The organism is uncultured Stenotrophomonas sp., assembly GCF_963519125.1.
Classification (GTDB): Bacteria; Pseudomonadota; Gammaproteobacteria; order Xanthomonadales; family Xanthomonadaceae; genus Stenotrophomonas.
The window spans coordinates 31,085-52,224 of sequence record NZ_CAUQLJ010000008.1; the positions used below are offsets into that span (position 1 = coordinate 31,085).

Here is a 21,140-nt window from a genome sequence, read left to right on the forward strand (position 1 = left end):
CGATCCTAAGCGGCTCGCGCGTGCACTGCGAGTGCACGGGGGGCGCAGGGGTCAGAAACGCTCGTCGGGCGCCAGGTAACGCCACTGGCCCGGTGCCAGCTTGCCCAGTGCGACCCGGCCCACGCGCAGGCGGCGCACGCTGAGCGCTTCCAGTCCGACCTGGCGGCACATGTCGCGCAGCTGCCCGGGCTGTACCGGCTTGATCGCAAAGCGCAGGCGGGTTTCGTTTTGCCAGCTGACCTTGCAGGGCGGGAGCGGCCAATTGCGGAAGCTCAGGCCATGCGCCAGCTTGCGCATGCCGTAGGGCACCAGCTCGCCGCTGACTTCCACCAGGTATTCCTGCTCCAGCGTGGCGCCGCGGTCCTTCAGATGCGACACCACGCGGCCGTCCTGGCTTACAACGACCAGTCCACTGTCTTCGGCGGCCAGCGGCATCACCAGCTGCAGGGCGTGGAAGTGCCGCTGCAACAGCGCTACGCCGGTAGCGTCCAGTTCGCTGCGGCTGTCGGGGGTGACCAGCGCCGCCAGTTCTTCGGCCGGCATGCCGGCCGGCTTGTGCAGCAGCATGCTTACGGTTTCAGCGCGGGTTGCTTCGGCATTGTCGCGCAGCACCACCACTTCGTCCGTGACCATCGCCTGCGGCTGTTCGACCACCGTGCCGTTGACCGTGACCCAGCCGCCCTCGATGTAGCGCTGGGCGTCGCCCCGGGAGCAGCCAATCAGGCTGGTCAGGCGTTTGTCGAGTCGGATCGGGTCGGTCATCGGGGAGGCAACATAAAGCGGGGTGCGGGCGGGGAGTGTACTGGCTCGGCGCCGGGCCTGCGCGCGGCAGGCTGCGGGCCAACGCCGGTACTGGCATGATCGGATGATGAACTGGCGTGCCTCTCCTGCCGTGAAAGTCGGCCTTTCCATTGCCGTGGCCACTGGCCTGTATGGCATTTCCTTCGGTGCGCTGGCGGTGGCTGCGGGACTCAGCCCGTGGCAGGCCCAGGCACTGAGCCTGTTGATGTTCACCGGCGGCTCGCAGTTTGCGTTCATCGGCGTGATTGCCGGTGGCGGAGCGGGCTCGGCCGCGTTCACCGCCGCGACCCTGCTCGGCGTGCGCAATGCGGTGTACGGCATGCAGATGAACCGCATGCTCGGCCTGCGCGGTTGGCGACGCGCGCTGGGCGCGCAGGTCACCATCGACGAGTCGGCGGCTACCGCGTCCAGCCAGACCGTGCCGCTGGAGCAACGTCGCGGCTTCTGGACGGCGGGCCTGGGCGTGTTCCTGCTCTGGAACCTGTTCACGGCCGTGGGCGCGGTGGCCGGCGATGCGCTGGGCGATCCGCGGCAGTGGGGGCTGGATGGCGCTGCCGTGGCCGCGTTCCTGGCGTTGCTGTGGCCGCGCCTGCGCCAGCGCGATGCAGTAGCCATTGCGATCGTGGCCGCACTCGTGACGGTGCTGGCGTTGCCGTGGGTGCCGCCGGGGGTGCCGATCCTGCTGGCGGCAGCGGTGGCCGCGTTGTGGGGCGCGCTGGTGCCGGGTCCGCGCGACGAAGGTCTGGAGCCTGACGTCGAACCGCGTTCTGCGGAGGAGCGCACATGAGCCTGTGGGGATGGCTGTTGCTCGGCTGCGTGGCTGCCTATGCGATCAAGCTGGCCGGTTGGCGGGTGCCCGCGCGCTGGCTGGAATCGCCGCGCATGACCCGCGTGGCCGGTACGCTCACGATCGGGTTGCTGGCCTCGCTGACGGCGATGAACGCGGCGGCGTCCGGCGCGTCGGTGGCGCTGGACGCGCGGCTGGGTGCGTTGGGGGTGGCGGCCGTGGCGCTGTTGTTGCGGCTGCCGTTCCTGCTGGTGGTGGTACTGGGCGCTGCTGCGGCGGCGCTGCTGCGGCTGGCCGGGATCGGCTGACCCTCAGGCGCCGGACCGCTCCAGATGGGTCAGGTACAGGCGCAGGTCGAACTCCAGTTGGTGGTAGTCGGCCTCCATGTGCGTGCACAGCTGGTAGAAGGCCTTGTTGTGGTCCGCTTCCTTCAGGTGCGCCAGTTCATGTACCACGATCATCTTCAGGAACGGGGCCGGGGCCTCGCGGAACACGCTGGCGATGCGGATCTCGCGGCTGGCCTTGAGCCGGCTGCCCTGCACCCGTGAAATGGTGGTGTGGGTTCCGAGCGCGTGCTTGAGCACCTGCAGGCGGCTGTCGTAGATCACCTTGGACAGCGGCACCGACTGGCGCAGGTAGCGCTCTTTCAGGGCCTGGGTGTAGTCGTACAGCTGGCGGTCGTTGCGCACCGTGTGCAGCTCGGCATAGCGGCGCTCCAGCCATGGCCCCAGCCGATCAGCGGCAATCAGCTCGCGCACCTGCTGCTGCAGGGCGTCGGGGTAGCCGGCGAGGTATTTCAGGGCGGTCATGCACGGCAGTATGATGGCTTCCGGAATCCCGCAACAACAGACGTACAGGCAATGGCAAAGGCAAATCCGCTGCAGGAACAGCTGCTCAAGGCCGGGCTGGTCAAGAAGTCCCAGGTCTCCCAGGCCGCGCGCGACCAGGTGAAGGCCCGCCACGGCAAGGCCCCGGTGGCCCCCACCGACAGCCAGCGCGAAGCCGACCGCCTGCGCGCTGAAAAGGCCGAGCGCGATCGCGCGATCGAAGCCGAGCGCAAGGAAAAGAGCCGCCAGCAGGAGCTGCAGGCGCAGGTCCGGCAGATCATCGAAAGCAACCGGGTCAAGCGTGAAGGCGAAAGCGAATACCGCTTCAACGACGGCACGCTGATCCGCACGATGCTGGTCAACGCGCTGCTGCGTCGGCAGCTGGCAGCGGGCAGCCTGGTGATCGTGCGTCTCGGCGAGGGGTTTGAGCTGGTACCGCGCGCGGCAGCCGACAAGATCCGCGAACGCGACCCGGCGGCCATCGTGCTGGACAACGGCAAGGACCGCGGTGCTGCCGAGCCCGGCACGGGCAATGCGGAGGACGACGCGTACTACGCGCAGTTCCAGGTCCCGGACGACCTTATCTGGTAATCGATGCTGCCTGACCCGTTCAGGGCCGCGCTCGACGTTCAGCCGGCCGTGACCTGCCAGCGCGCGTCGGGGCCTATGCTGGCGTTCCGGAACAGCATCGGAGACACATCATGGCCACAGGTTGGGCAGGTGACGGCGCCGTCCAGGACCAGATCGACGCGACCGTCGACGACGCCATCCAGCGCGCCCGTGCGCAGCTGCGCCACGGCCCCGGGCTGACCCATTGTGAAGAATGCGAGGCATCCATCCCGGAAGCGCGGCGACGTGCCGTGCCCGGCGTGCGCCTGTGCGTGCGTTGCCAGGAAGTGGAAGATGCCGCCCAACATGAAACCGGCGGCTTCAATCGTCGGGGCAGCAAGGACAGTCAACTTCGCTGAGCGTCAACCGTCACCCTGGATGCCACCGGGGGCCTGCGACGGATCACGCCAGCGACGCACGGTGCGCTGGAAGAACATGTTGTTCGGAATCTGCAGCACGGTGCCTTCGTGGCCGCTGCCGTTTTCCTGCAGGGTGGTGTAGATCAGGTTGACGTCGATCACCCGGCCCTTGAGACCCGGCTTCTCCCCGTTCTCCAGCACTTCGATGTAGTCGTGCAGGCGGAATGGGCGGGTGGTGAAGATCAGCAGCGTGCAGAAGATGTTGGAGAGCACGCTCCATGCGGCGAAGAAGGCCACCGCGCCGACTGCGGCAAATCCGGTAAACGCCGTCCAGAGTACGCTGGCCTGCACGCCGATGATCTGCAGCACCACCATCAGTACCGCGAAATACACCACGAAGGTGAACACGCGACGCGCGCCCATCACCATTTCCGGAGGCAGGGTGTAGTGCTCGCCGACCCGGCGCAGCAGGCGGCGCGCGACGAGGCGCAGCAGCCACGCCACCAGCAGGGTCAGCAGGATCTGCAGGGCCGGGACCCCATATTGCAGCCACTCATGGGTCCAGGCGGGCAGGTGTTCTTTCATGGAGAGCCGGGCTTTCGACGTGGGGAGCGCAGTTTACCCCGCGCGGTAGAGCCGGGCTCTGCCCGGCTGCGCCAACGCGCCAACCAGCCTTGAAACGCACAACGGTGCACGCTGCTCGTACTGGAGGCATAGATCCGCGCGTGGCGGCAGGTTCACGCGCAGCGTCACCGGACTGCCTGGCAACGTGCAGGCGCTGGCCAATGACATGAGCAGGGCAAGGCAACTGGGCGACATGCGGACCTCCTGGGGCGATCCTTCGCGGGGACAGTCGATTGGATGCAGCCGTCGGCGAAAAGGTTTAATCGGCCGGGCTTAAACCTTTTCGATCACCGCCGCATCCAAGGGATATGCTCGATACGACCATGCCCGCCCTCTGCGCCGCCAACGACGCCGACCCCACCGACGAGTCCGCGCTGGTGCGGGCCGCCGTCGCCGGCGACACGGCCGCCTACGAGCGTATTTACCACCGGCATGCACCGCGGCTGTATGCCGTGCTGTGGCGGCTCTGTGGCGGGCAGGCCGCACGCGCCGAGGACGCGCTGCAGGAAGCCTTTCTGCAGGCCTGGCGTGCGTTGCCCGGATTCCGCTTCGAAAGCAGCCTGGGCACCTGGCTGCACCGCCTGGGCGTCAATGCAGCGCTGATGGAACTGCGCGCCAACGCAGCACGCGATGCGGCCGACAGCGGCGAAGAAGGCTGGGACATGCTGGCAGCGGTTCCGTCGGTGGAGCGCTGCGCAGGCACGGCGCTGGACCTGGAGCGCGCACTGGAAACGCTACCGCCACGCGCCCGTGCGGTGCTGGTGCTGCACGACATCGAAGGCTGGAAGCACCAGGAGATCGCCGAGCAGCTGCAGATGGCGGTCGGCAGTTCGAAAGCACAGTTGCACCGCGCGCGCGGGTTGTTGCGCGCACGTTTGGGAGAACCCGCATGAACGACCACCACGACAATGCATTCACTGACGACCTGCAGGCGCGCCTGCGCGCACTGCCGGCCGAACGGCTGCCGCCGGCCCAGGCCTGGCAGCGGATCGCCGCTCAGTTGCCGCAGCGTGACCCTGCACGGGCCGCACCTGCTACGGCGCGAACGGCGCGGCGCTGGCCGCTGCGCATCGGCCTGGGTTTGGCCGCCGCGCTGGCCGTGCTGATGGTGGTGCCTGCCGCGACGCCGCCCACGCCGCGCCCCACGGCGCTGCAGCGCCAGGCCGAAGTCATGGCCGCCGAGTACCAGCAGGCCATGGCTGCCCTGCCGGCGGACCAGATCGGCGCGGATTGGCAGCCGGCACTGCACGAACTCGATTCCAGCGCGGGCTACATCCGCGCCGCCATTGCCGAGAACCCGCGCGCCGGGTTCCTGCTGACCCAGCTGCAGCGTACGTACGCGCTGCGCCTTGAACTGACCCAGCAGGCCGTCAACGCCGCTGGCCTGCCATCCTGAAGGAGACACCCATGCCCAAGTCCAAGCGTTACCTTGTTGCCCTCGCATTGCTGCTGCCGCTGGCAGCGCAGGCCGCCACGCGCGTCGATGAACGCCACCCGCTGGCGGCCGGCGGGCGGGTGGAAATCAGCAACATTGCCGGCAAGGTCACCGTGCGTGGCTGGGACCGCAATGAAGTGGCCCTGAGCGGCAGCCTGGCCGACGGTCTGCGCCTGCAGCAGGACAAGAGCACCAACCGCGTGCGTTGGGAAGTGATCTACCCGCGCAACGGCAACAGCGGCGGCGCCACCCTCGAACTGCGGGTGCCGCGTGCGGTGGAAGTGCAGCTGGGCACGGTCAGCGCGGATATCGACGTGGCCGAGGTGGACCTGCGCAGGCTGCAGGCCAACGCCGTCAGCGGCGATGTTGCCGCGAGCGGGCGCAGCGGCGAAACCAACCTGGCGTCGGTCAGCGGCAGCATTCGATCGCAGGTACAGACCCCGCGCCTCGAACTGCGCGCGGTGAGCGGGTCCATCCAGGCCGGGGGAGGCGCCGCAGGCGACGTGTCGGTGCAGACCGTGTCGGGCAACATCACCCTGGACGCGGCGAAGGTGCAGCGTCTGGCCGCCGAAGCGGTATCGGGCAGCCTCAAGGTCGCCGCAGCCGGGCTGGCGCCGGGCGGCAAGGTCACCATGGAGACCGTGAGCGGTTCGATTGCGTTGAGCCTGCCGGCCCAGGTATCGGCACGCCTGGCGGTGAAAACCTTCAGCGGCGATATCAGCTCGCCGGTTGGCCAGGTGGAAAGGCCGCGTTACGGCCCGGGGCGCAGCCTGGAGACCCGCCTGGGTGGCGGTGACGGGGATATCTCGATCAATGCCCACTCGGGCAGCGTGAGGGTCACGCTCGGCGGCCGTTGAGTGCGGCCCCCGCACCGGCCAGGGCCGGTGCGGACGGCTGCGGCGTCAGCCGGCCTTTTTCAGCGCCAGGGTGTTGCCCAGTACTTCGATCTTGCCACCGCCCTTGCGGAAGGCGGCCAGGTCGGCCGCGATGCTGGCGCTGCTCAGTGCGGTGTTGGAACCCTGCTTGCGGTCAACGCGAACGGTGTTGCCTGCCTTGGGGGAGGTCTTTGGCGAACGGGCCATGGATGCTCCTTTCATGGGTGTTACGTGGGAAAAATCGCCGACGCATCATGCTGCTGTCGACGGTAGTCCTGCCGCACGGTGCGGCAGTCATCGCCGCCCATCGAAAACTGGCGGCAGATCGCGGGGCGCTGCGAATAGATCGTGCAGCGCAGGTGATAGGGGTCGATTGCAGCGCACCAACCTTCGTCGTTGCGCGCCATCACGGTACGACCTGCCTCATCGGTATCCAGCAGGTAGGCCGGCACCGCGTCGTCTGGCATCACGGTCACCGACAGCCGACAACACACCGCGTCGCAGCGGCGGCAATCGATGGTGTCAGCGTCGGCGCGTTCGCCCAATCGAGTCTCTCTTTGCGGATCACAGCGAAAGGCGATCCCGACGCTGCGGACGTGTCCGCAGCATCAACATCGGCGGGGATGGTGGCCTCTACGAGGCTGGTGACGACATGCGCATTGCGCATCGAAGCCGAAAGATGATAGCGCTTTCGGCGTAACGTTTTGTTAATACAGAGGTTCCACGGCCCCAAACCCTTGCCGTGCAAGGGTTTCAGTTCGCCGCGGCGGCCCAGGCCAGCCCGTGTACAACGCCGAAGGAGGGGTTGCCGCGGACCAGGGTAGAACCCGGGAATGCCGCCGCGACGGCCTGCTGAAGGTAGCCGGCGCGCGACATGCCGCCGGTGAGGAAGATCGCGGCCGGGTCGTGGCCGATGTCGGTGCGGACCTGTTCCAGCAGGCCCGTCAGTTCGCCCAGATAGTTGCCGGCGGCCGCTTCCAGACGGGAGCGGTCGACGGCCACGGCCAGGTCGCGTTCGATGAAGTCCAGTGCGCTGGCATGCTGGGCCTCGCTGCTGAGCGCGATCTTGCAGCGCTCTACTTCGCGGTACAGGCGCGCCGTGTTGCCGGTGTCCTGCAGCGCCTGGAGGCGTTTGCCCCACGGCGCGTCCACGTCGCGGTAGGCGTGCTGGCGGAAATCGCGCTGGCGGGTCATGTCCTGCACCATCGCCGCTTCCACATAATGGTGCGCCGGCACCCGGCTGCTGCCACGGCCGAACAGCGGCATGTAAGCGCTCAGGCTGAGCGCCAGGTCGATATCGGTACCGCCGCGGGCGATGCCCCACGCGCGGTGGATCCTGGGCGCCTGCGTACCACCGACCCGGGCGTGCGCGATGTCGGTGGTACCACCGCCGATATCCACCACCACCGTGTCATGTTCCTGCGCGCTCTCGGCGTGGTAATGCATTGCCGCTGCGGCCGGCTCCTCAAGGAAATCCACGCTGTCGAAACCGGCCGCGATCGCGGCGGTATGCAGGATCTCCAGCGCCTGGTCGTTGCCGGCCGCGCCGATCGAACTGCGGAACTGCACCGGGCGACCCAGGGTGGCGGTGCGCACAGGCGTCTCCAGCTGCCGCGACGCGGTCAGCCGGATATGTTCCAGGATGTGGGTGGCGATGCCGGTGATGGTCTGGCGCGCGCGCGGATGCAGGTTGTAGCCCAGCATCGACTTCGGGCTCTGCACCAGGTTGCCTTCGTTTTCCTCGAAGTAGGCTTCCAGTGCCTCATCGCCGTACACCGCGTTCTGCAACAGCTTGGTCGAGCTCAGCGGTGCCCGCATCTGCTCTTCCATCCACTGCCGGCGCACTACGCGCAGCGCTTCGCGGCGCAGCGCGTCCGGCGTGCGCTCCTGCCCGGCGGCGCGCGCGTCGCGTGCGGCCGCGTCGATCAGGCGGGCCAGTTCATGCTCCAGCGCCGGGGTCAGTTCGAAGTCATTCGGGTCGCGCATTACCTCGGGGAAGTACACCGTGGTGCGGAACTGTTCGGCCTCGCCGAAGCGGATCGGCACGACCCGGCCGTCGACCACGGCGGCGGCGGCGGAATTGCTGGTACCAAAGTCGATGCCGATTTTCATGCGGGCCGGGCCGAAGGGTCAGGGGGCGCGCACTGTGCGGCAAGCGGACCGCCGGTGCAAGGCCCGTCCCGGTCGGGCGGTTACAATGGCGGCCGTTCCGTTCCTGAAGGCTTCACCATGTCCACCGTACCCGCCTGCCCGCAATGCACCCTGGAAAACACCTACGCCGACGGCGCGCTGTGGATCTGCGCCGACTGCGGCTTTGAGTGGGCGGCGGGCGATGCAGGCGCCCAGACGCTGGTGGTTCGCGACAGCAATGGCAACGTGCTGGAGGCAGGCGATACGGTGACGGTGATCAAGGACCTCAAGGTCAAGGGGTCGTCGATCCCGCTGAAGCAGGGCACCGTGATCCGCAACATCCGCCTGGTCGAGGATGACGCCGAGCACATCGAAGGCAACTCCGAGAAGATCAAGGGACTCGTCCTCAAGACCTGTTTCCTCAAGAAAGCCTGACGTTCAGTTGGCGGCGGTGCGCTGCCGCCACCGCTGCAGGCTGTCCAGCTTGGCCTGGTAGGTTGCGCGCAGCGTGTCGGCATTCTCACCGGACAGATCGCGGGCGCGGGTCATTTCAAGTGATGCGCGGCGGGTGTCGCCGGCAAGGAAATAGGCGCGTGCCAGTCCGAAATGGAACTGGTGCGCGGAGCTGTAGAGGCGTATCGCACGCTGGTAGTAATCGATGGCGTGCACATAGTCGTGGCGCTGCTCGGCTTCGTTGCCCAGCCGGAACTGCGCGAACGGATCTGCCTTCTGCACCTGCTGCAGGCGGGCTGCCAGGCGGTCGGCGCGACGCCCGTCGCCCAGCCTCCGGTACAGCGCGCTGGCATTGGTGAGCGCCGCCACATGCCGGGGCTGGAGCTGCAGGGCCTTCTCGTAATCCTGGCGTGCCTGGTCCAGCCGACCGAGCCGTGTATCGAGCACCCCCAGGTTGTTCCAGCCGGCCGGAAACTCCGGTGAAATGGCCAAGGCGGCATCCAGGTAGGCGCGCGCCTGCGCGGTGTTGCCGTCGGCCATCTGCGCCGCCCCGCGGTTGTTGTAGAAGTGCGCCAGTGCGCGCTGTTGGGTGATCGGGCGCGGCCCGTAGCGGTCGTACAGCACGTTGCGGTCCAGGTCGACCACGGCGGTACGCCCATTGAGGTTGAGCCCGACATTGACGTGGCCGACGTTGTAGATCACGCCTTCGTCCTGGTGCCAGGTGACCACCTGCGCCACCTCCTGCACGCGTGCGTCGATCCCAGCAGCCCGCGCCAGGGTCACGAACATCAGGGTGAACGACAGGCAGTTGGCGCGATGGGTCTGCCACGTTTCGGCCAGGGTGTGGGTGGCGTAGGGGTCGTACTCCAGATGCATGCCGTCTTCGTCGAAGATCAGGTGCACCAAGCGCTCCAGCCGCTGTTCGCGTGAATTGGCGGCCGCAATGACCCGCTGCTGCAGCAACGCGCGCAGCTCGGGCGGGATGGCCAGGATCTGCTCGGGGGAGGGCACCGGCTGCACGGCCGCGTCCAGCGCGGCGGCGGGGGCGGTGGGTGGCGGCACAACCGCCAGCGCAGGACACGCAGCAGACGCCAGCAGGGCCAGCAGGGCAAGGGATTTCCAGCCGTTCATCGCGTTCACCTCGCAGGGATGACCGAGCATTCGTGAGTCCAGTCTAGGCCCGGTCGCGGCTGTCCGCGCGCCGCTTGTCGGGCTGCTGCGCCCATGGTCGTGCTTGCCTTCGGCCCCGGGACCGGCCAATGATGCGGCCATGACCTTCGCACCGCTCTCCCTGCCGGCGGCCATGCAGGCTGACCTGGAAGCTGCCTACGCGGCACCGCCACGGGCCTATCACGGATACGCGCACGTGCGCGCGGTACTGCAGCACTGCCAGGCGGTGGCCAACGGGCCCGGCTGGCAGCACCCGCGCGAGGTGCAGTTGGCCGCGCTTTACCACGACGCGATCTACGACGCCGGGCGCAAGGACAACGAGGCGCGTTCGGCGGCGCTGGCGCTGGCGCAGATCGAACGCTGGTTGCCCGGCGCGGGCGTGGACGGGCAGCGGGTGGAGCAGCTGATCCTGCTGACCGCGCGGCATGGCACGCTCGGCGCCAGCGACGTGGACCCGGAAGCGGCGCTGTTCCTGGACTGCGACATGGCAATCCTGGGCGCCTCCCCCGACGTGTTCGACGCGTACGACCGGGGCATTGCCGAGGAGTATGCCGGGCACGTCCCGGGCTTCCTGTTCCGGCTCAACCGACGGCGCTTCCTGAGCCATCTGCTGCGCAGCCCGCGGATCTTCCTCAGCGAGTTCTTCCACCAGCGGCTGGATGCCGCCGCGCGCGCCAACCTGCGCCGCCGGCTTGTGCGTTGAGGCGGGTCGCTTACACTGGGCGCATGCCTGTTCCCCTGCCTACCCCCGCCGCAGACCCGGATCCGCGCCCGATCGCGCCGGAAGAGCCCGGCCCCAACGAATGCTGCGGCAGCGGCTGTCCGCTGTGCGTGCTGGACCTCTACAGCGATGAACTGCAGCGCTACCGCGCCGCACTGGCCGCCTGGCGGTTGCGCCATCCCGAGGCCGAACCGTGAGTGCCGCCCCGCGCGTTCGCCTGCCCCTGCATGCCCATGTTGCGCAACTCGCGCTGCTGGCGCTGGCCGGGTTCGTGCTCATCGCCCTGTGGACGCAATGGGCGCGACAGGACCTGGACTGGGTGCAGGCCACCCTGAGCCTCTATCTGCACGGGCCGTGGGGCCTGGCGCTGCGCACTGCCTACTGCGTGCTCGCGTTGGCGATCATGCTGCTGGCCTGGTCGCTGTACGCGGCCAGCCGCTCGCCCCGCCGCAGTGCGGCCGCGCCGTTGCTGTTCTGCATTGCCGGACTGGGCCTGATGGGCGTGGCGATTGGTGACAGCTGGCTGCCGGAGCAGGCACCGCTGCTGGCGCCGCTGGTGCACGGGCTTGCCGCCAATACCGCCTTCCTGTGCGTGAGCGTGGCCATGCTGCTGCAGAGCTGGTATCTGCGTGCGGATCCGCAGTGGACACGCTGGGCCAGCATGGCCTGGTGGTGGGCATGGCTGTGTTTTGCGCTGCTCTGGCTGCATGTGCTGTGGCGGGGCCCGCCGCGCGGCGCTGGGCAGAAGCTGGTGATCGCCGCAGTGGTGCTGTGGCTGGGCGTGGCGGCACTGCAGTCGTGGCGCCAGGCGCGGCGTGCGGCGGCTGCCGAGGCCTGCAGGCACTGACGCTGCTGCCAGCCTGTGTACATGCCGTTGGCAGGGGACAGGCGTATCGTGGGGCCACTATTCCAGGATGCGTGACGATGCGGCGAGCCAGTGTGGGCAGGGCAGTGGGCGTGGTGATGGGCGTGGCATCGTTGTGGGGTGCGCTGCCGGCCTCGGCGGCTCCACAGCAGGTCAGTCACGGACGCTTCCAGGACATCCCGATCCATGCCCCGGACGGCCACCCGCAGCGCGTGGTGATCTGGTTCGATGGCGGCCGTGAGGCCGCAGTGACGCAGCAACGCCTGGAAGCGCTGCGTGCGCAGGGCGCGCTGGTCGCGCAGGTGGACGTGGCCCGTCTGCGCAAGGCGCTGGCAGCGGAGGGCGGAGGCACCTGTTCGTTTGGCGCGGGCGACGTGGAAAACTTCTCGCGCTGGGTGCAGGCCTATCTGCACGTGCCGGGTTATCACCTGCCGCTGATCGGCGGTGACGGCGTCGGGGCCGAGCTGGCCTATGCGGTCGCTGCCCAGGCTGATACCCGAATCTTCGCCGGTCTGGTCACCACCGGATTCTGCCCGGACCAGGCGCGCGAGCGCGCGGTCTGTGGCGCCGGTGTCAGCCATGGCCGCCTGCAGCCTGCCGAGTTGAGTTTTCCTTGGTTGAACGCCGCTGGGGACCACCACTGCGCCGCCGGCGACGCCGCCGCGTTCGTGCGCCGCGTGGATATGGGGCGTCAGTTCCAGCGCACCGACAGCGGTTCCGACCTGCCGGGCCTGCAGGCCGCAGTGCAGGTGATCGGTGCGCAGAAGGGCATCAGCCTGGCGCCGCCGCCGGACGACCTGAAGGGGCTGCCGGTGGTGGAAGTTCCGTCACGCACGCCGGGCGACACCCTGGCCATTTTCGTTTCAGGCGATGGTGGCTGGGCCGGCCTGGACAAGGACGTGGCCGCGGCGCTGAGCGAAGGCGGCGTGTCGGTGGTGGGCGTGGACTCGCTGCGCTACTTCTGGACCGCGCGCACCCCCGAAGGCTTTGCCCGCGACCTGGAGCGCATCGCGCAGCACTACGGGCGGCAGTGGCAGCGCAAGCGCCTGCTGCTGGTCGGCTTCTCGCAGGGCGCGGATGTACTGCCGGCGGCGATCAACCAGCTGGATCCGGCCACGCGCGATTCGGTGGCGTTGATCGGGTTGATGTCGGTGGGTCGCAAGGCCGATTACGAATTCCATGTCAGCAACTGGCTGGGCGGTGGCGACGGTGGACTGCCGATCGCGCCTGAAATCGCCAGGCTGCCGGCCGACCGTACGCTGTGCCTGTACGGGGAGGACGACAAAGATGCGCTGTGCCCGGAGCTGCCCAAGGGGCACGCCGAGGTGATCGCGCTGCCCGGCGACCATCATTTCAAGGGTGACTATGACCGCCTGGCGAAGACGCTGCTGGAGCGTCTTGGCCGGGCAGCCGGGCAGGGCCCGGCTCTACCCTTTGCGGGGGGAAAGTGAGATCAGCCGCGTGGCATCCAGCAATGCAGCCGGCAGATGCATGCCGCCGGGGGCCGCCAGATAGCGCGAGCGCCACTGCGGGGCGAACTTGGACTTGAAGCGGCGCAGGCCGCTGAAGCCGTAAAAGCGCTCGCCATGGCGGGCCACGACATTGGCGAAGCGGTTCCAGCGACCCGCCAGTCGGTGCTGGGCAAGGCCCGAAAGCGGCGCCATGCCCAGCGAGAAACGGTGGAAGCCGTTTTCGCGGCCCCACAGGAACAGCTCGATGAACAGGAAATCCATCGTGCCCTTCGGGGCATCGTCCACATGTCGCATCAGGTCCACCGACAGCTCATGGCCGGCCGGCGCCTGCCACAGGTTGGCGAAGGCCACGATGCGACCTTCCGCCTCGACCACCGCCACCGGGAAACGGGCCAGGTAGGCCGGATCGAAACTGCCCAGCGAGAAGCCCTTCTCGTCGCCGGCCTTGTCCTCCAGCCATTGCTGCGAGACCACTGCCAGCGCGGGGATCAAGGCCGGGACGTCGGCTGGCGCGACCACGCGGAAGCTGAGCCCACCGCGCTTGCCCCGGTTCCAGGCCTGGCGCAGGTCGGCACGTTCGCGTCCTTCCAATCCGAAGTCCTGCAGCGGGACCATCGCTTCCTCGCCCAGCTTCACCAGGGTCAGGCCCAGGTCCAGATAGGTCTGCCAATAGGCTTCGCCGACTTGGTAGAACACCGGGCGCAGGCCGAGTCGGTCGGCCTCCTCGCGGAAGCGCCAGATCAATGCGCGGGCCACCTCCGGCGGCCCCACCGGGTCACCCATCGCGATCAACGAACCCCCATAGCGCTGCATCATCACGAAGCCGAGCCCGGCCGCATCGCGCAGCACCGCCTTGTCGGCGGTGAGCACCAGGCAGGCCTGGGTGTCCTGCGCCTCCTGCAGGATCGGCGCGAGTGCGTCCAGGGTGGTGGCATCGGCGGCCGGCAACGGCGTGCGCGTACTGTGCAGCAGCCGCGCCAGCCCGAAGATCGCCAAGGCGATCGCCACCACCAGCAGCGCACGCAGCGCACGTGGCGCGTTGCCCTGCGCGGCGAACTGCCACCACAACTCATTCTGGTATTCCACGTGGCTGTAGACGAAGAACAGCAGCCAGATCACCGCCACCAGCACCAGCCCGAGGTTGCGGATCCAGGGCCACGACCAGGCTTCGTCCAGCAGCGCACCCTGGCGGTAGAACTCGCGACGCGAGGCCCACAGCGCCATCGCCACCAGCACCGAAGCCAGGGCGATCAGCACCTGCCCGCCGCGCAGCCAGATCGGCAGCGGCGCGATCACGCAGATCGCCAGCGCCAGCACCCACGCGGCATGGCTGCGGCGCTGCAGGCCCTGGCCGATCAGCAGCAGCACCACCCCGGCCAGGCTGCCGAGCAGGTGCGAGGTTTCCAGGATCGGCAGCGAAGCGTGTAGCAGGTGTCGGCGTGGCGTCGGCAGGGTCCCGTCGATCACCAGCGCCGCGCCGACGCTGAACACCGCCAGCGCGATGATCTGGGGCAGCCACGGCCGCAGCGCGGTCCAGCCGGCGCGCGTGGCGCCGGCTCCGACCGTCAGCGGCCGGCGCAGCGCCGGCGCGACCGCCAGCAACGGGGCCAGCAGCAACGGCAGCACGTAATAGGTGACGCGGTAGATCAGCGCCGCCGCCAGCACGGCAGCCGGCGCCACCTGCGGCAACAGCTTGAGCAGGCTCCATTCGAACACGCCCAATCCGGCCGGCACGCTGGAGATCAGCCCGGCCAGCACCGCCACCAGGTACAGGCCGACGAAGCCGGGCAGGCCGGTTGGGGTATCCATCGGCAACAGCACGTAGAACGCCGCGCTGGCCAGCACCAGCTCGACCACGCTGAGCGCGGTGACCCCCAACATGGTGCGCCGGTCCGGCAGCCATAGCGCGTGCCCGCGGATGTGGAAGCTGCGGCCGTCGCGGCCGACCAGCAGCACGGTGCCCACATAGGCCAGCAGCGCGACGCCACCGAGCACGCGCACGGCCTGTGCCGACACCGGCAGCGCCAGCGCCGCCGCGCCGGGCTCGAGCAGGAACGCCAGCGCCAGCAGCAGCCAGGCGCCGAACACGAAGCCCAGCGTGCTCATCAGCACCACCTGGCCGATCTCGGCCAGGCTCAAGCCCGCGCCGCCGTAACCACGCAGGCGCACTGCGCCGCCGGTCAGCGCGGCAAAGCCGAGCGTCTGGCCCAGCGTATGCGCCAGGAACGCGGTGATGCCCACGCGCGCGGGGTGCAGGCGTTTACCGCTGCGGCGCAGGCCGATCGCATCGAACCCGATCAGGCAGGCGTAGCTGGCCAGCCCCAGCACCACGGTCAGCGCGATCTGGCCGGCACCGAGCTGGTGGAATGCGTCGCGAATGGCACGGTAACCGTGATCGTCGAACTCATTGGCCAGGCCACGCAGAGCCAGTGCCAGGATCCCCAGGCTGAAGAGGATGGTCGCCGCGCGGCGCCAGCCGAGGCGGGACGAAGGGGCAGTGACGGAATCGGTCATCGAGGCAGCGGGTTCCGGCACGACACCGTGCCTTGCCGGGGAATCGTGCGCTTCCGGCCCGCCGTTGCCAAGCGGGGTGCGTGTGCGCGGTGTGGCGGCATCGGCGACAATGGCTGCACCATCACAGAGGAGTCCACGCCATGATCGAACGCTACGATGTCGGTCCGCGCATGTCCGAGATGACCGTGCACAACAAGGTCGCCTACCTCTCCGGACAGATCCCCGAAGACACCAGCCAGGACATCACCGGGCAGACCCGCCAGGTGCTGGAGGAAATCGACAAGCTGCTGGCGCTGGTGGCCAGCGACAAGCAGCACGTGCTGCGCGCGGAGGTCTTCCTGGCCGACATGGCCGATTTCGCCGGCATGAATGCCGCGTGGGACGAGTGGGTGGTGCCCGGCATGACGCCGGCCCGCGCCACCGTGGAAGCGAAGCTGGCCGACGCGGACTGGAAGGTCGAAATCGTGGTTACGGCCGCGCTGCCCTGACGTAATCCGTGGGTGCCAACTCGATGCAATCCACCGGACACGGTGGAATGCACAGCTCGCACCCGGTGCACAGGTCGGCAATCACCGTGTGCATGTACTTGGCACCGCCCACGATCGCATCCACCGGACACGCCTGGATGCACTTGGTGCAGCCGATGCAGTCGGCCTCCACCACCCGCGCCACCTGCGGGGGCAGGTGCTGGCCGCGGCTGCGGTCGTAGGGCAGGGCCGGCACGCCCAGCACCTTCGCCAATGCGCGGGCGCCGGCATCGCCACCGGGCGGGCAATGGTCCACGCCCGCGTCGCCGCGCGCCATCGCCTCGGCATACGGGCGGCAGCCGTCGAAGCCGCATTGCCCGCACTGGGTCTGCGGCAGCAGCCGGTCGAGGCGTTCGGTGAGGGAGGGCGGGGGCATTGTCATGCGTGGCGATGGCTGCGCGGTGGGTTCACTTCATCAATCTGCCGCGATACCAGCGCTCGTGGGCCAGGGCCAGCATCGGGCGGTCTTCGCGGCTGTCCCCGTACGCATGGATGCGCAGATAGCGCGACAGGTCATAGCGGCTGCGAATCCGTTCGGCCTTGCGCGGGCCCAGGTCGCCGTCGGCGTAGCGGCCGGTCAGCCGCCCGTCCCTGCCCTCCAGCCGGTTGCACAGCATCTCCACGCCCATGCTTTCGCACCACGGGCGCAGGTACAGGTCCAGCGAGCCGGATACCACCACCACGGTGTGGCGCTGCTGCTGATGCCAGCGGATCTGCTCGAGCATCTTCGGGTGCACCACGCCGGGCAGCACGTCGCGCGCGAAGCCGGCGGCCTGCGCCGCGATGTCGTCGCCATGCCGGCCGCGCATCACCAGCCAGGTGACGCGCGCGCGGATGCGCTCGGCCGAGATCAGTTTCAGCCGATACGCCAGCAGCCACGGTCCGACCTTCCACCAGGCATGCGCCAGCTGTTCCGGCGTGGCCACCCGGCGCAGGAAACGCGCATAGGTATCGCAGTCGGTGATGGTGTTGTCGAAGTCGAACAGCGCCAGTTCCACGGTGTTACCGGACCGGCATGCCCGGCAATGCGCTGCTGTCGGCATCCAGCAGTGCCAGCGCGCCACCGTCGAAACCGGCCGACAGGATCATGCCTTCGCTCAGGCCGAAGCGCATCTTGCGCGGGGCCAGGTTGGCGATGAACACCACGCTGCGGCCGACCAGCGTTTCCGGCTCGCCGTAGCTGCCACGGATGCCGGAGAAGATCTGGCGCTTGCCCAGCTCGCCGGCGTCCAGTTCGAAGCGCAGCAGCTTGTCCGAACCTTCCACAAACTCACAGACCAGCACCTTGCCGATGCGCAGGTCGAGCTTGGCGAAATCGTCGATGCCGATGTAGGCCGGGGCGTCGGCGCTCTTTGCGTCGTCCTTGGCCGGGGCCGAGGCGGCCGGCTTGACCGCTTCGGTCTTGGCGGCGGGGGCGGCGGCAGCGGCCGGCTGCAGGGTGTCCTTGGAGGCGTCGATCATGGCGTCAATCTTCTTCGGGTCGATACGGGTGAACAGCGGGGTGTAGTCGGTGATGCGGTGGCCCAGCAGCGGCTGCGCCAGCTCGGTCCAGTCGTTGACCGGCGCGGCCAGGAAGGCCTCGGCCTGCGCGGCGGTGGCCGGCAGCACCGGCTTCAACGCGGTGACCAGCACGCGGAACAGGTTCAGGCCCTGGCTGCACACGGCCTGCAGCTGCGCGTCGGCGCCTTCCTGCTTGGCGATGACCCACGGCTTGACGTCGTCGATGTAGCGGTTGGCTTCGTCGGCCAGGGTCATGGTCAGGCGGATCGCCGCGGCCGGGTCGTTGCGCTCGTAGGCTTCACGGATCGGCGCCAGGCCGTCGACGAAGCGCTGGTACTGCGCGGCATCAGGCAGCTGCGCGGCCAGCTGGCCGTCGAAGCGCTTGCTGATGAAGCCGGCGCAGCGGCTGGCCAGGTTGACGAACTTGCCGACCAGGTCGGCGTTGACGCGGGCGATGAAGTCACCCAGGTTCAGGTCGAGATCGTCGACGCCACCGCCGGACTTGGCGGCGTAGTAGTAGCGCAGCGCTTCCGGCTCGAGGCCGGCGTCGAGGAAGGTGCGGGCCATCACGAAGGTGCCGCGCGACTTGCTCATCTTGGCGCCGTCCACGGTCAGGTAGCCGTTGACGTGCAGGCGGGTCGGCGCGCGGTGGCCGGTGCCGTGCAGCACCGCCGGCCAGAACAGGCCGTGGAAGTTCACGATGTCCTTGCCGATGAAGTGGTGCAGCTCGGTGCTGGTGCCGGCACGCAGGTGCGCGTCGAAATCCTCACCGGTCTTCGCGCACAGGGCCTGGAAGCTGGACAGGTAGCCGATCGGCGCATCCAGCCACACGTAGAAGTACTTGCCCGGGTGGCCGGGAATCTGGAAGCCGAAGTAGGGGGCATCGCGCGAAATATCCCAGGCGCGCAGGCCGCCCTCGGCATTGAGCCATTCGCCGAGCTTGGCCTTCACACCCGGCAACGCTACGTCGCCGGCCAGCCACTCGCGCAGGAAGCTCTCGAAGCGGCCGACTTCAAAGAAGAAGTGCTCCGAGTCGCGGATTTCCGGAGTCGCACCGGAAATCACCGAGCGCGGGTCCTTCAGGTCGGTCGGCGCATAGGTGGCGCCACACACTTCGCAGTTGTCGCCGTACTGGTCGGCTGTGCCGCAGTTTGGGCAGATGCCCTTGATGTAACGGTCCGGCAGGAACATGCCCTTGGCCGGGTCGTAGAACTGGGCCACCGAACGGCGCGTGATGTGCCCTTCCGCTTCGAGCTTGAGGTAGAACGCTTCGGTCAGGGCCTTGTTGCCGGCCGAGTTGGTCGAATCGTAGTGGTCGAAAGCGACGCCGAACGCGGCGAAATCGCGCTCGTGGCTGGCCTGGATGGAGGCGATGAACGCCTCCGGGGTCACCCCGGCCTTTTCCGCGGCCAGCATGATCGGGGTGCCATGGGTGTCGTCGGCGCACACGAACCAGGTCTTGCCGCCGCTCATTCGCCGCGCGCGCACCCAGATATCAGCCTGGATGTAGCCGACCAGATGGCCCAGATGCAGCGGGCCGTTGGCGTAGGGCAGGGCGGTGGTGACGAGAGCGGTGCGGGTCATGGTCTGCGTGGGTGCCGGGGGAACGCGGGATTATCGCATGCTCCCCGCAAAGACGAAGGGCCGCAGCGGTCACCCCGCTGCGGCCCCATGTGCTTAATCCTGCGGGGGTTTGCGTTTACTCGCGAACCCAGGTCTGGGCGCGGCAGATGAAGGCCACGCAGCCGGACATGTCCAGCTTCTTGCCGCCCTGGTGCAGTTCCACCTTGGACTTGTAGGTCTTGCCGTTGGCCGGGTCCAGCACGGTGCCGCCGGCCCACTTGTGGTCGCCGTCCGGCTTCAGGTTCCACAGGATGGTCATGCCCTTCACCGGCTTGCCCTTGTTGGCGCCGCTGCAGTCGTCACAGACCGGGTTCGGGCCCTTGTCCGACTTCAGCACTTCCACCACCTTGCCGCTGAGGGTGCCGTTGGCGGCCTGGGTGATTTCCACGATCGACTTCACCTGGCCGGTCTTGTCGTCGATGGTCTTCCAGCGGCCCACCGCGCTGTCGGCGGCCGAAGCGGACAGTGCGGCCATCACCAACGGCAGCGCCAGCAGCAGGGTCTTGAACGTCTTGCGCATGTTTCCCCTCCCAGGGATGTACGTGGATGCCGGCGTTCGGCCGGGACAGCTGGACTGTATACCCATTCGCTCTGGTACGGAACGGATCCCATGCGCCGACTGCAACCTGTTCAGTCGACTTCGTAGAGTTCCAGTGGCAGCCCGTCGGGGTCGGCGAAGAAGGTGAAACGCTGGCCGGTGTATTCATCGGTGCGGATCGGTTCGCAGGCTACGCCCTCGGCGGCCAGGCGCTCGATCATCGGCTCCAGCGCGGCGACCCGGAACGCCAGGTGGCGCAGGCCCTGCGCCTCGGGGCGGCTGGGCCGGGGCGGTGGCGCCGGGAACGAGAACAGCTCCAGCTGCCCACCGTCGGGCAGGGCCAGGTCCAGCTTCCAGGAGTCGCGCGCGGCGCGATGGTGCTCGGCCTTCACCGTCAGGCCCAGGATGCGCACGTAGAAATCGCGCGATCGGTCGTAATCGGCACAGATCAGGGCGACGTGGTGGATGCCGAGCAGCGGTGTCATGGATCGATTCCTGGTGGCGCGAACGCGCAACTGTCTGAGCGGGACCGATACAAATACCCCAACTCGCGTCGGCTTTCTAACTTCTTGTAGAGCCTTGCCCCCACCCCGTCTTCACCATGCAGCCCTTGTCGAAGGGAGGGGTCGGATGTACGCCATTGTCAATGCAGGTCAAGAGCTGGCCCAGCTCAGCGTCGGCGGCCAGCCCGTCCGCCTCGCGCCCGGTGAGCGCCTGCTGCTGGCCGGCCTGCCGTTGCCGCGTGGCACCGGGCTGCAGTCGGTGGCGCTGGCGGGCAGCGGCATGGCCCGCGCGCTGGCCCACTACGACCATGCCAGCGGCGTGCAGCGCCCGGTCGGCGAGCCGCAGCCCCTGTGCTGGTCGGTGCCGGCAGCGCTGGAGGTGCCGGACGTGGCGGCCGCGTGGCTGATCGACCAGCTGGCGCGCGGCGCCGGGCAGGACGAAGACACCCCGGCGGCCTGCCTGCTGCGCCATCTGGCGCGCAGCGAAAACTATGGGTTGATGCGCTTCCTGCTCGAGGAAGGCGGCGACAACTCCGTCGCCGCACTGGCCGAGCGCTACGGCCTGTCCTCGGCCCAGTTCCACCGGCGCTGCCGGCAGGTGCTGGGCCGTCCGCTCAAGCGCGAGCTGCGCATCCAGCGCGCGGCGCGGGCGCTGCTCGCCTATCCCGGGCGTGCGCGCTCGTTCACCTACCTCGCAGCCGACCACGGCTACGCGTCTCTGTCGCATTTCTGCACGGACGTGAAATCGCTGATCGGCTGTTCTCCCCTTTCCGTCTACCGGGCCGTTTCGACGCCCAACGAGTAACC

27 protein-coding genes are annotated in these 21,140 nt (G+C 68.5%); 14 read left to right on the forward strand and 13 right to left on the reverse strand.

Annotated features, from left to right (window positions below):
- Positions 1–51: 51 nt before the first annotated feature.
- Positions 52–762 (reverse strand): rRNA pseudouridine synthase, encoded by a 711-nt coding sequence (locus RYM47_RS08425; protein ID WP_315387161.1) that lies wholly within the window; start codon positions 760–762, stop codon positions 52–54.
- 106 nt (positions 763–868) lie between these two features.
- Between RYM47_RS08425 and RYM47_RS08430 the strand changes: the two genes are divergently transcribed.
- Both RYM47_RS08430 and RYM47_RS08435 read left to right on the forward strand, forming a co-directional pair.
- A complete protein-coding gene (locus RYM47_RS08430) occupies positions 869–1,588 on the forward strand; it encodes an AzlC family ABC transporter permease (RefSeq protein ID WP_315387162.1) in 720 nt (239 codons plus the stop codon).
- Positions 1,585–1,896, forward strand: coding sequence for an AzlD domain-containing protein (locus RYM47_RS08435; RefSeq protein ID WP_315387164.1), 312 nt, complete (start codon positions 1,585–1,587; stop codon positions 1,894–1,896). The genes RYM47_RS08430 and RYM47_RS08435 overlap by 4 nt, the downstream gene beginning before the upstream one ends.
- 3 nt (positions 1,897–1,899) lie before the next feature.
- On the opposite strand, the gene RYM47_RS08440 is transcribed toward RYM47_RS08435, so the two are convergent.
- Positions 1,900–2,397 carry a M48 family metallopeptidase gene (locus RYM47_RS08440; RefSeq protein ID WP_315387166.1) on the reverse strand — a complete coding sequence of 166 codons (498 nt, stop codon included), beginning with the start codon at positions 2,395–2,397 and terminating at the stop codon, positions 1,900–1,902.
- A gap of 51 nt (positions 2,398–2,448) precedes the next feature.
- On the opposite strand from RYM47_RS08440, the gene RYM47_RS08445 reads away from it, so the two are divergent.
- Entirely contained in the window at positions 2,449–3,006 is a 558-nt protein-coding gene (locus RYM47_RS08445) for a DUF2058 domain-containing protein (protein ID WP_315387168.1), read from the forward strand.
- Positions 3,007–3,116: 110 nt separating this feature from the next.
- Complete coding sequence (locus RYM47_RS08450) at positions 3,117–3,383, forward strand: DksA/TraR family C4-type zinc finger protein (protein WP_315387169.1); 267 nt, start codon at positions 3,117–3,119, stop codon at positions 3,381–3,383.
- Between the two features lie 3 nt (positions 3,384–3,386).
- Here RYM47_RS08450 and RYM47_RS08455 read toward each other — a convergent pair whose 3' ends face one another.
- Entirely contained in the window at positions 3,387–3,968 is a 582-nt protein-coding gene (locus tag RYM47_RS08455; RefSeq protein WP_315387171.1) for a mechanosensitive ion channel family protein, read from the reverse strand.
- A 347-nt stretch (positions 3,969–4,315) separates the two neighbouring features.
- On the opposite strand from RYM47_RS08455, the gene RYM47_RS08460 reads away from it, so the two are divergent.
- From RYM47_RS08460 to RYM47_RS08470, 3 genes are read left to right on the forward strand one after another with little or no spacing between them, the layout of a single operon-like run.
- The gene (locus RYM47_RS08460; RefSeq protein ID WP_315387172.1) at positions 4,316–4,900 is read left to right on the forward strand and encodes a sigma-70 family RNA polymerase sigma factor; all 585 of its coding nucleotides are present in this window, start codon (positions 4,316–4,318) and stop codon (positions 4,898–4,900) included.
- The gene (locus RYM47_RS08465; protein ID WP_315387173.1) at positions 4,897–5,403 is read left to right on the forward strand and encodes a hypothetical protein; all 507 of its coding nucleotides are present in this window, start codon (positions 4,897–4,899) and stop codon (positions 5,401–5,403) included. Before RYM47_RS08460 ends, RYM47_RS08465 begins: the two co-directional genes overlap by 4 nt.
- Before the next feature lie 11 nt (positions 5,404–5,414).
- Positions 5,415–6,299, forward strand: coding sequence for a DUF4097 family beta strand repeat-containing protein (locus tag RYM47_RS08470; RefSeq protein ID WP_315387174.1), 885 nt, complete (start codon positions 5,415–5,417; stop codon positions 6,297–6,299).
- A gap of 45 nt (positions 6,300–6,344) precedes the next feature.
- Here RYM47_RS08470 and RYM47_RS08475 read toward each other — a convergent pair whose 3' ends face one another.
- The 3 genes from RYM47_RS08475 to RYM47_RS08485 all read right to left on the reverse strand — a co-directional run bounded on the left by RYM47_RS08475 (position 6,345) and on the right by RYM47_RS08485 (position 8,429).
- On the reverse strand, positions 6,345–6,524 hold the full coding sequence (locus tag RYM47_RS08475; RefSeq protein WP_070206884.1) for a hypothetical protein: 180 nt from the start codon (positions 6,522–6,524) through the stop codon (positions 6,345–6,347).
- A 20-nt stretch (positions 6,525–6,544) separates the two neighbouring features.
- Positions 6,545–6,862, reverse strand: coding sequence for a YkgJ family cysteine cluster protein (locus RYM47_RS08480; protein WP_315387175.1), 318 nt, complete (start codon positions 6,860–6,862; stop codon positions 6,545–6,547).
- Positions 6,863–7,070: 208 nt separating this feature from the next.
- Positions 7,071–8,429, reverse strand: coding sequence for an Hsp70 family protein (locus RYM47_RS08485; protein WP_315387176.1), 1,359 nt, complete (start codon positions 8,427–8,429; stop codon positions 7,071–7,073).
- Positions 8,430–8,546: 117 nt separating this feature from the next.
- Between RYM47_RS08485 and RYM47_RS08490 the strand changes: the two genes are divergently transcribed.
- Positions 8,547–8,882: a zinc ribbon domain-containing protein YjdM gene (locus tag RYM47_RS08490; RefSeq protein WP_315387178.1), complete on the forward strand. Its 336-nt coding sequence runs from the start codon at positions 8,547–8,549 to the stop codon at positions 8,880–8,882.
- Positions 8,883–8,885: 3 nt separating this feature from the next.
- Here the strand turns inward: RYM47_RS08490 and RYM47_RS08495 are convergent, their stop codons facing one another.
- The gene (locus RYM47_RS08495) at positions 8,886–10,031 is read right to left on the reverse strand and encodes a tetratricopeptide repeat protein (protein WP_315387180.1); all 1,146 of its coding nucleotides are present in this window, start codon (positions 10,029–10,031) and stop codon (positions 8,886–8,888) included.
- 139 nt (positions 10,032–10,170) lie between these two features.
- On the opposite strand from RYM47_RS08495, the gene RYM47_RS08500 reads away from it, so the two are divergent.
- From RYM47_RS08500 to RYM47_RS08515, 4 genes are all read left to right on the forward strand, one after another.
- Positions 10,171–10,773 carry a hypothetical protein gene (locus RYM47_RS08500; RefSeq protein ID WP_315387182.1) on the forward strand — a complete coding sequence of 201 codons (603 nt, stop codon included), beginning with the start codon at positions 10,171–10,173 and terminating at the stop codon, positions 10,771–10,773.
- A 23-nt stretch (positions 10,774–10,796) separates the two neighbouring features.
- Positions 10,797–10,988 (forward strand): oxidoreductase-like domain-containing protein, encoded by a 192-nt coding sequence (locus RYM47_RS08505; RefSeq protein WP_315387184.1) that lies wholly within the window; start codon positions 10,797–10,799, stop codon positions 10,986–10,988.
- Positions 10,985–11,638 (forward strand): DUF998 domain-containing protein, encoded by a 654-nt coding sequence (locus RYM47_RS08510; RefSeq protein ID WP_315387186.1) that lies wholly within the window; start codon positions 10,985–10,987, stop codon positions 11,636–11,638. Before RYM47_RS08505 ends, RYM47_RS08510 begins: the two co-directional genes overlap by 4 nt.
- A gap of 116 nt (positions 11,639–11,754) precedes the next feature.
- A complete protein-coding gene (locus tag RYM47_RS08515) occupies positions 11,755–13,107 on the forward strand; it encodes an AcvB/VirJ family lysyl-phosphatidylglycerol hydrolase (RefSeq protein ID WP_315387378.1) in 1,353 nt (450 codons plus the stop codon).
- Here RYM47_RS08515 and mprF read toward each other — a convergent pair.
- Positions 13,084–15,642 (reverse strand): bifunctional lysylphosphatidylglycerol flippase/synthetase MprF, encoded by a 2,559-nt coding sequence (gene mprF / locus RYM47_RS08520; protein WP_315387188.1) that lies wholly within the window; start codon positions 15,640–15,642, stop codon positions 13,084–13,086. The genes RYM47_RS08515 and mprF overlap by 24 nt on opposite strands.
- Before the next feature lie 140 nt (positions 15,643–15,782).
- Here mprF and RYM47_RS08525 point away from each other — a divergent pair, with 140 nt between their 5' ends.
- Positions 15,783–16,130, forward strand: a complete 348-nt coding sequence (locus RYM47_RS08525) for a RidA family protein (protein WP_315387190.1) — start codon at positions 15,783–15,785, stop codon at positions 16,128–16,130.
- Here the strand turns inward: RYM47_RS08525 and rnfB are convergent.
- The 5 genes from rnfB to RYM47_RS08550 form a co-directional block, all read right to left on the reverse strand.
- A complete protein-coding gene (gene rnfB / locus RYM47_RS08530; protein ID WP_315387192.1) occupies positions 16,111–16,551 on the reverse strand; it encodes an Rnf electron transport complex subunit RnfB in 441 nt (146 codons plus the stop codon). The two genes, RYM47_RS08525 and rnfB, sit on opposite strands and share 20 nt — an antisense overlap.
- Before the next feature lie 25 nt (positions 16,552–16,576).
- Entirely contained in the window at positions 16,577–17,167 is a 591-nt protein-coding gene (locus tag RYM47_RS08535; protein ID WP_315387194.1) for an HAD family hydrolase, read from the reverse strand.
- A gap of 4 nt (positions 17,168–17,171) precedes the next feature.
- Positions 17,172–19,253: a methionine--tRNA ligase gene (metG, locus tag RYM47_RS08540; protein WP_315387196.1), complete on the reverse strand. Its 2,082-nt coding sequence runs from the start codon at positions 19,251–19,253 to the stop codon at positions 17,172–17,174.
- 115 nt (positions 19,254–19,368) lie between these two features.
- The gene (locus RYM47_RS08545; RefSeq protein WP_315387198.1) at positions 19,369–19,812 is read right to left on the reverse strand and encodes a DUF2147 domain-containing protein; all 444 of its coding nucleotides are present in this window, start codon (positions 19,810–19,812) and stop codon (positions 19,369–19,371) included.
- Positions 19,813–19,922: 110 nt separating this feature from the next.
- Entirely contained in the window at positions 19,923–20,315 is a 393-nt protein-coding gene (locus RYM47_RS08550) for a VOC family protein (RefSeq protein ID WP_315387200.1), read from the reverse strand.
- Between the two features lie 145 nt (positions 20,316–20,460).
- Between RYM47_RS08550 and RYM47_RS08555 the strand changes: the two genes are divergently transcribed.
- On the forward strand, positions 20,461–21,138 hold the full coding sequence (locus RYM47_RS08555; protein ID WP_315387201.1) for a helix-turn-helix domain-containing protein: 678 nt from the start codon (positions 20,461–20,463) through the stop codon (positions 21,136–21,138).
- Positions 21,139–21,140 lie beyond the last annotated feature (2 nt).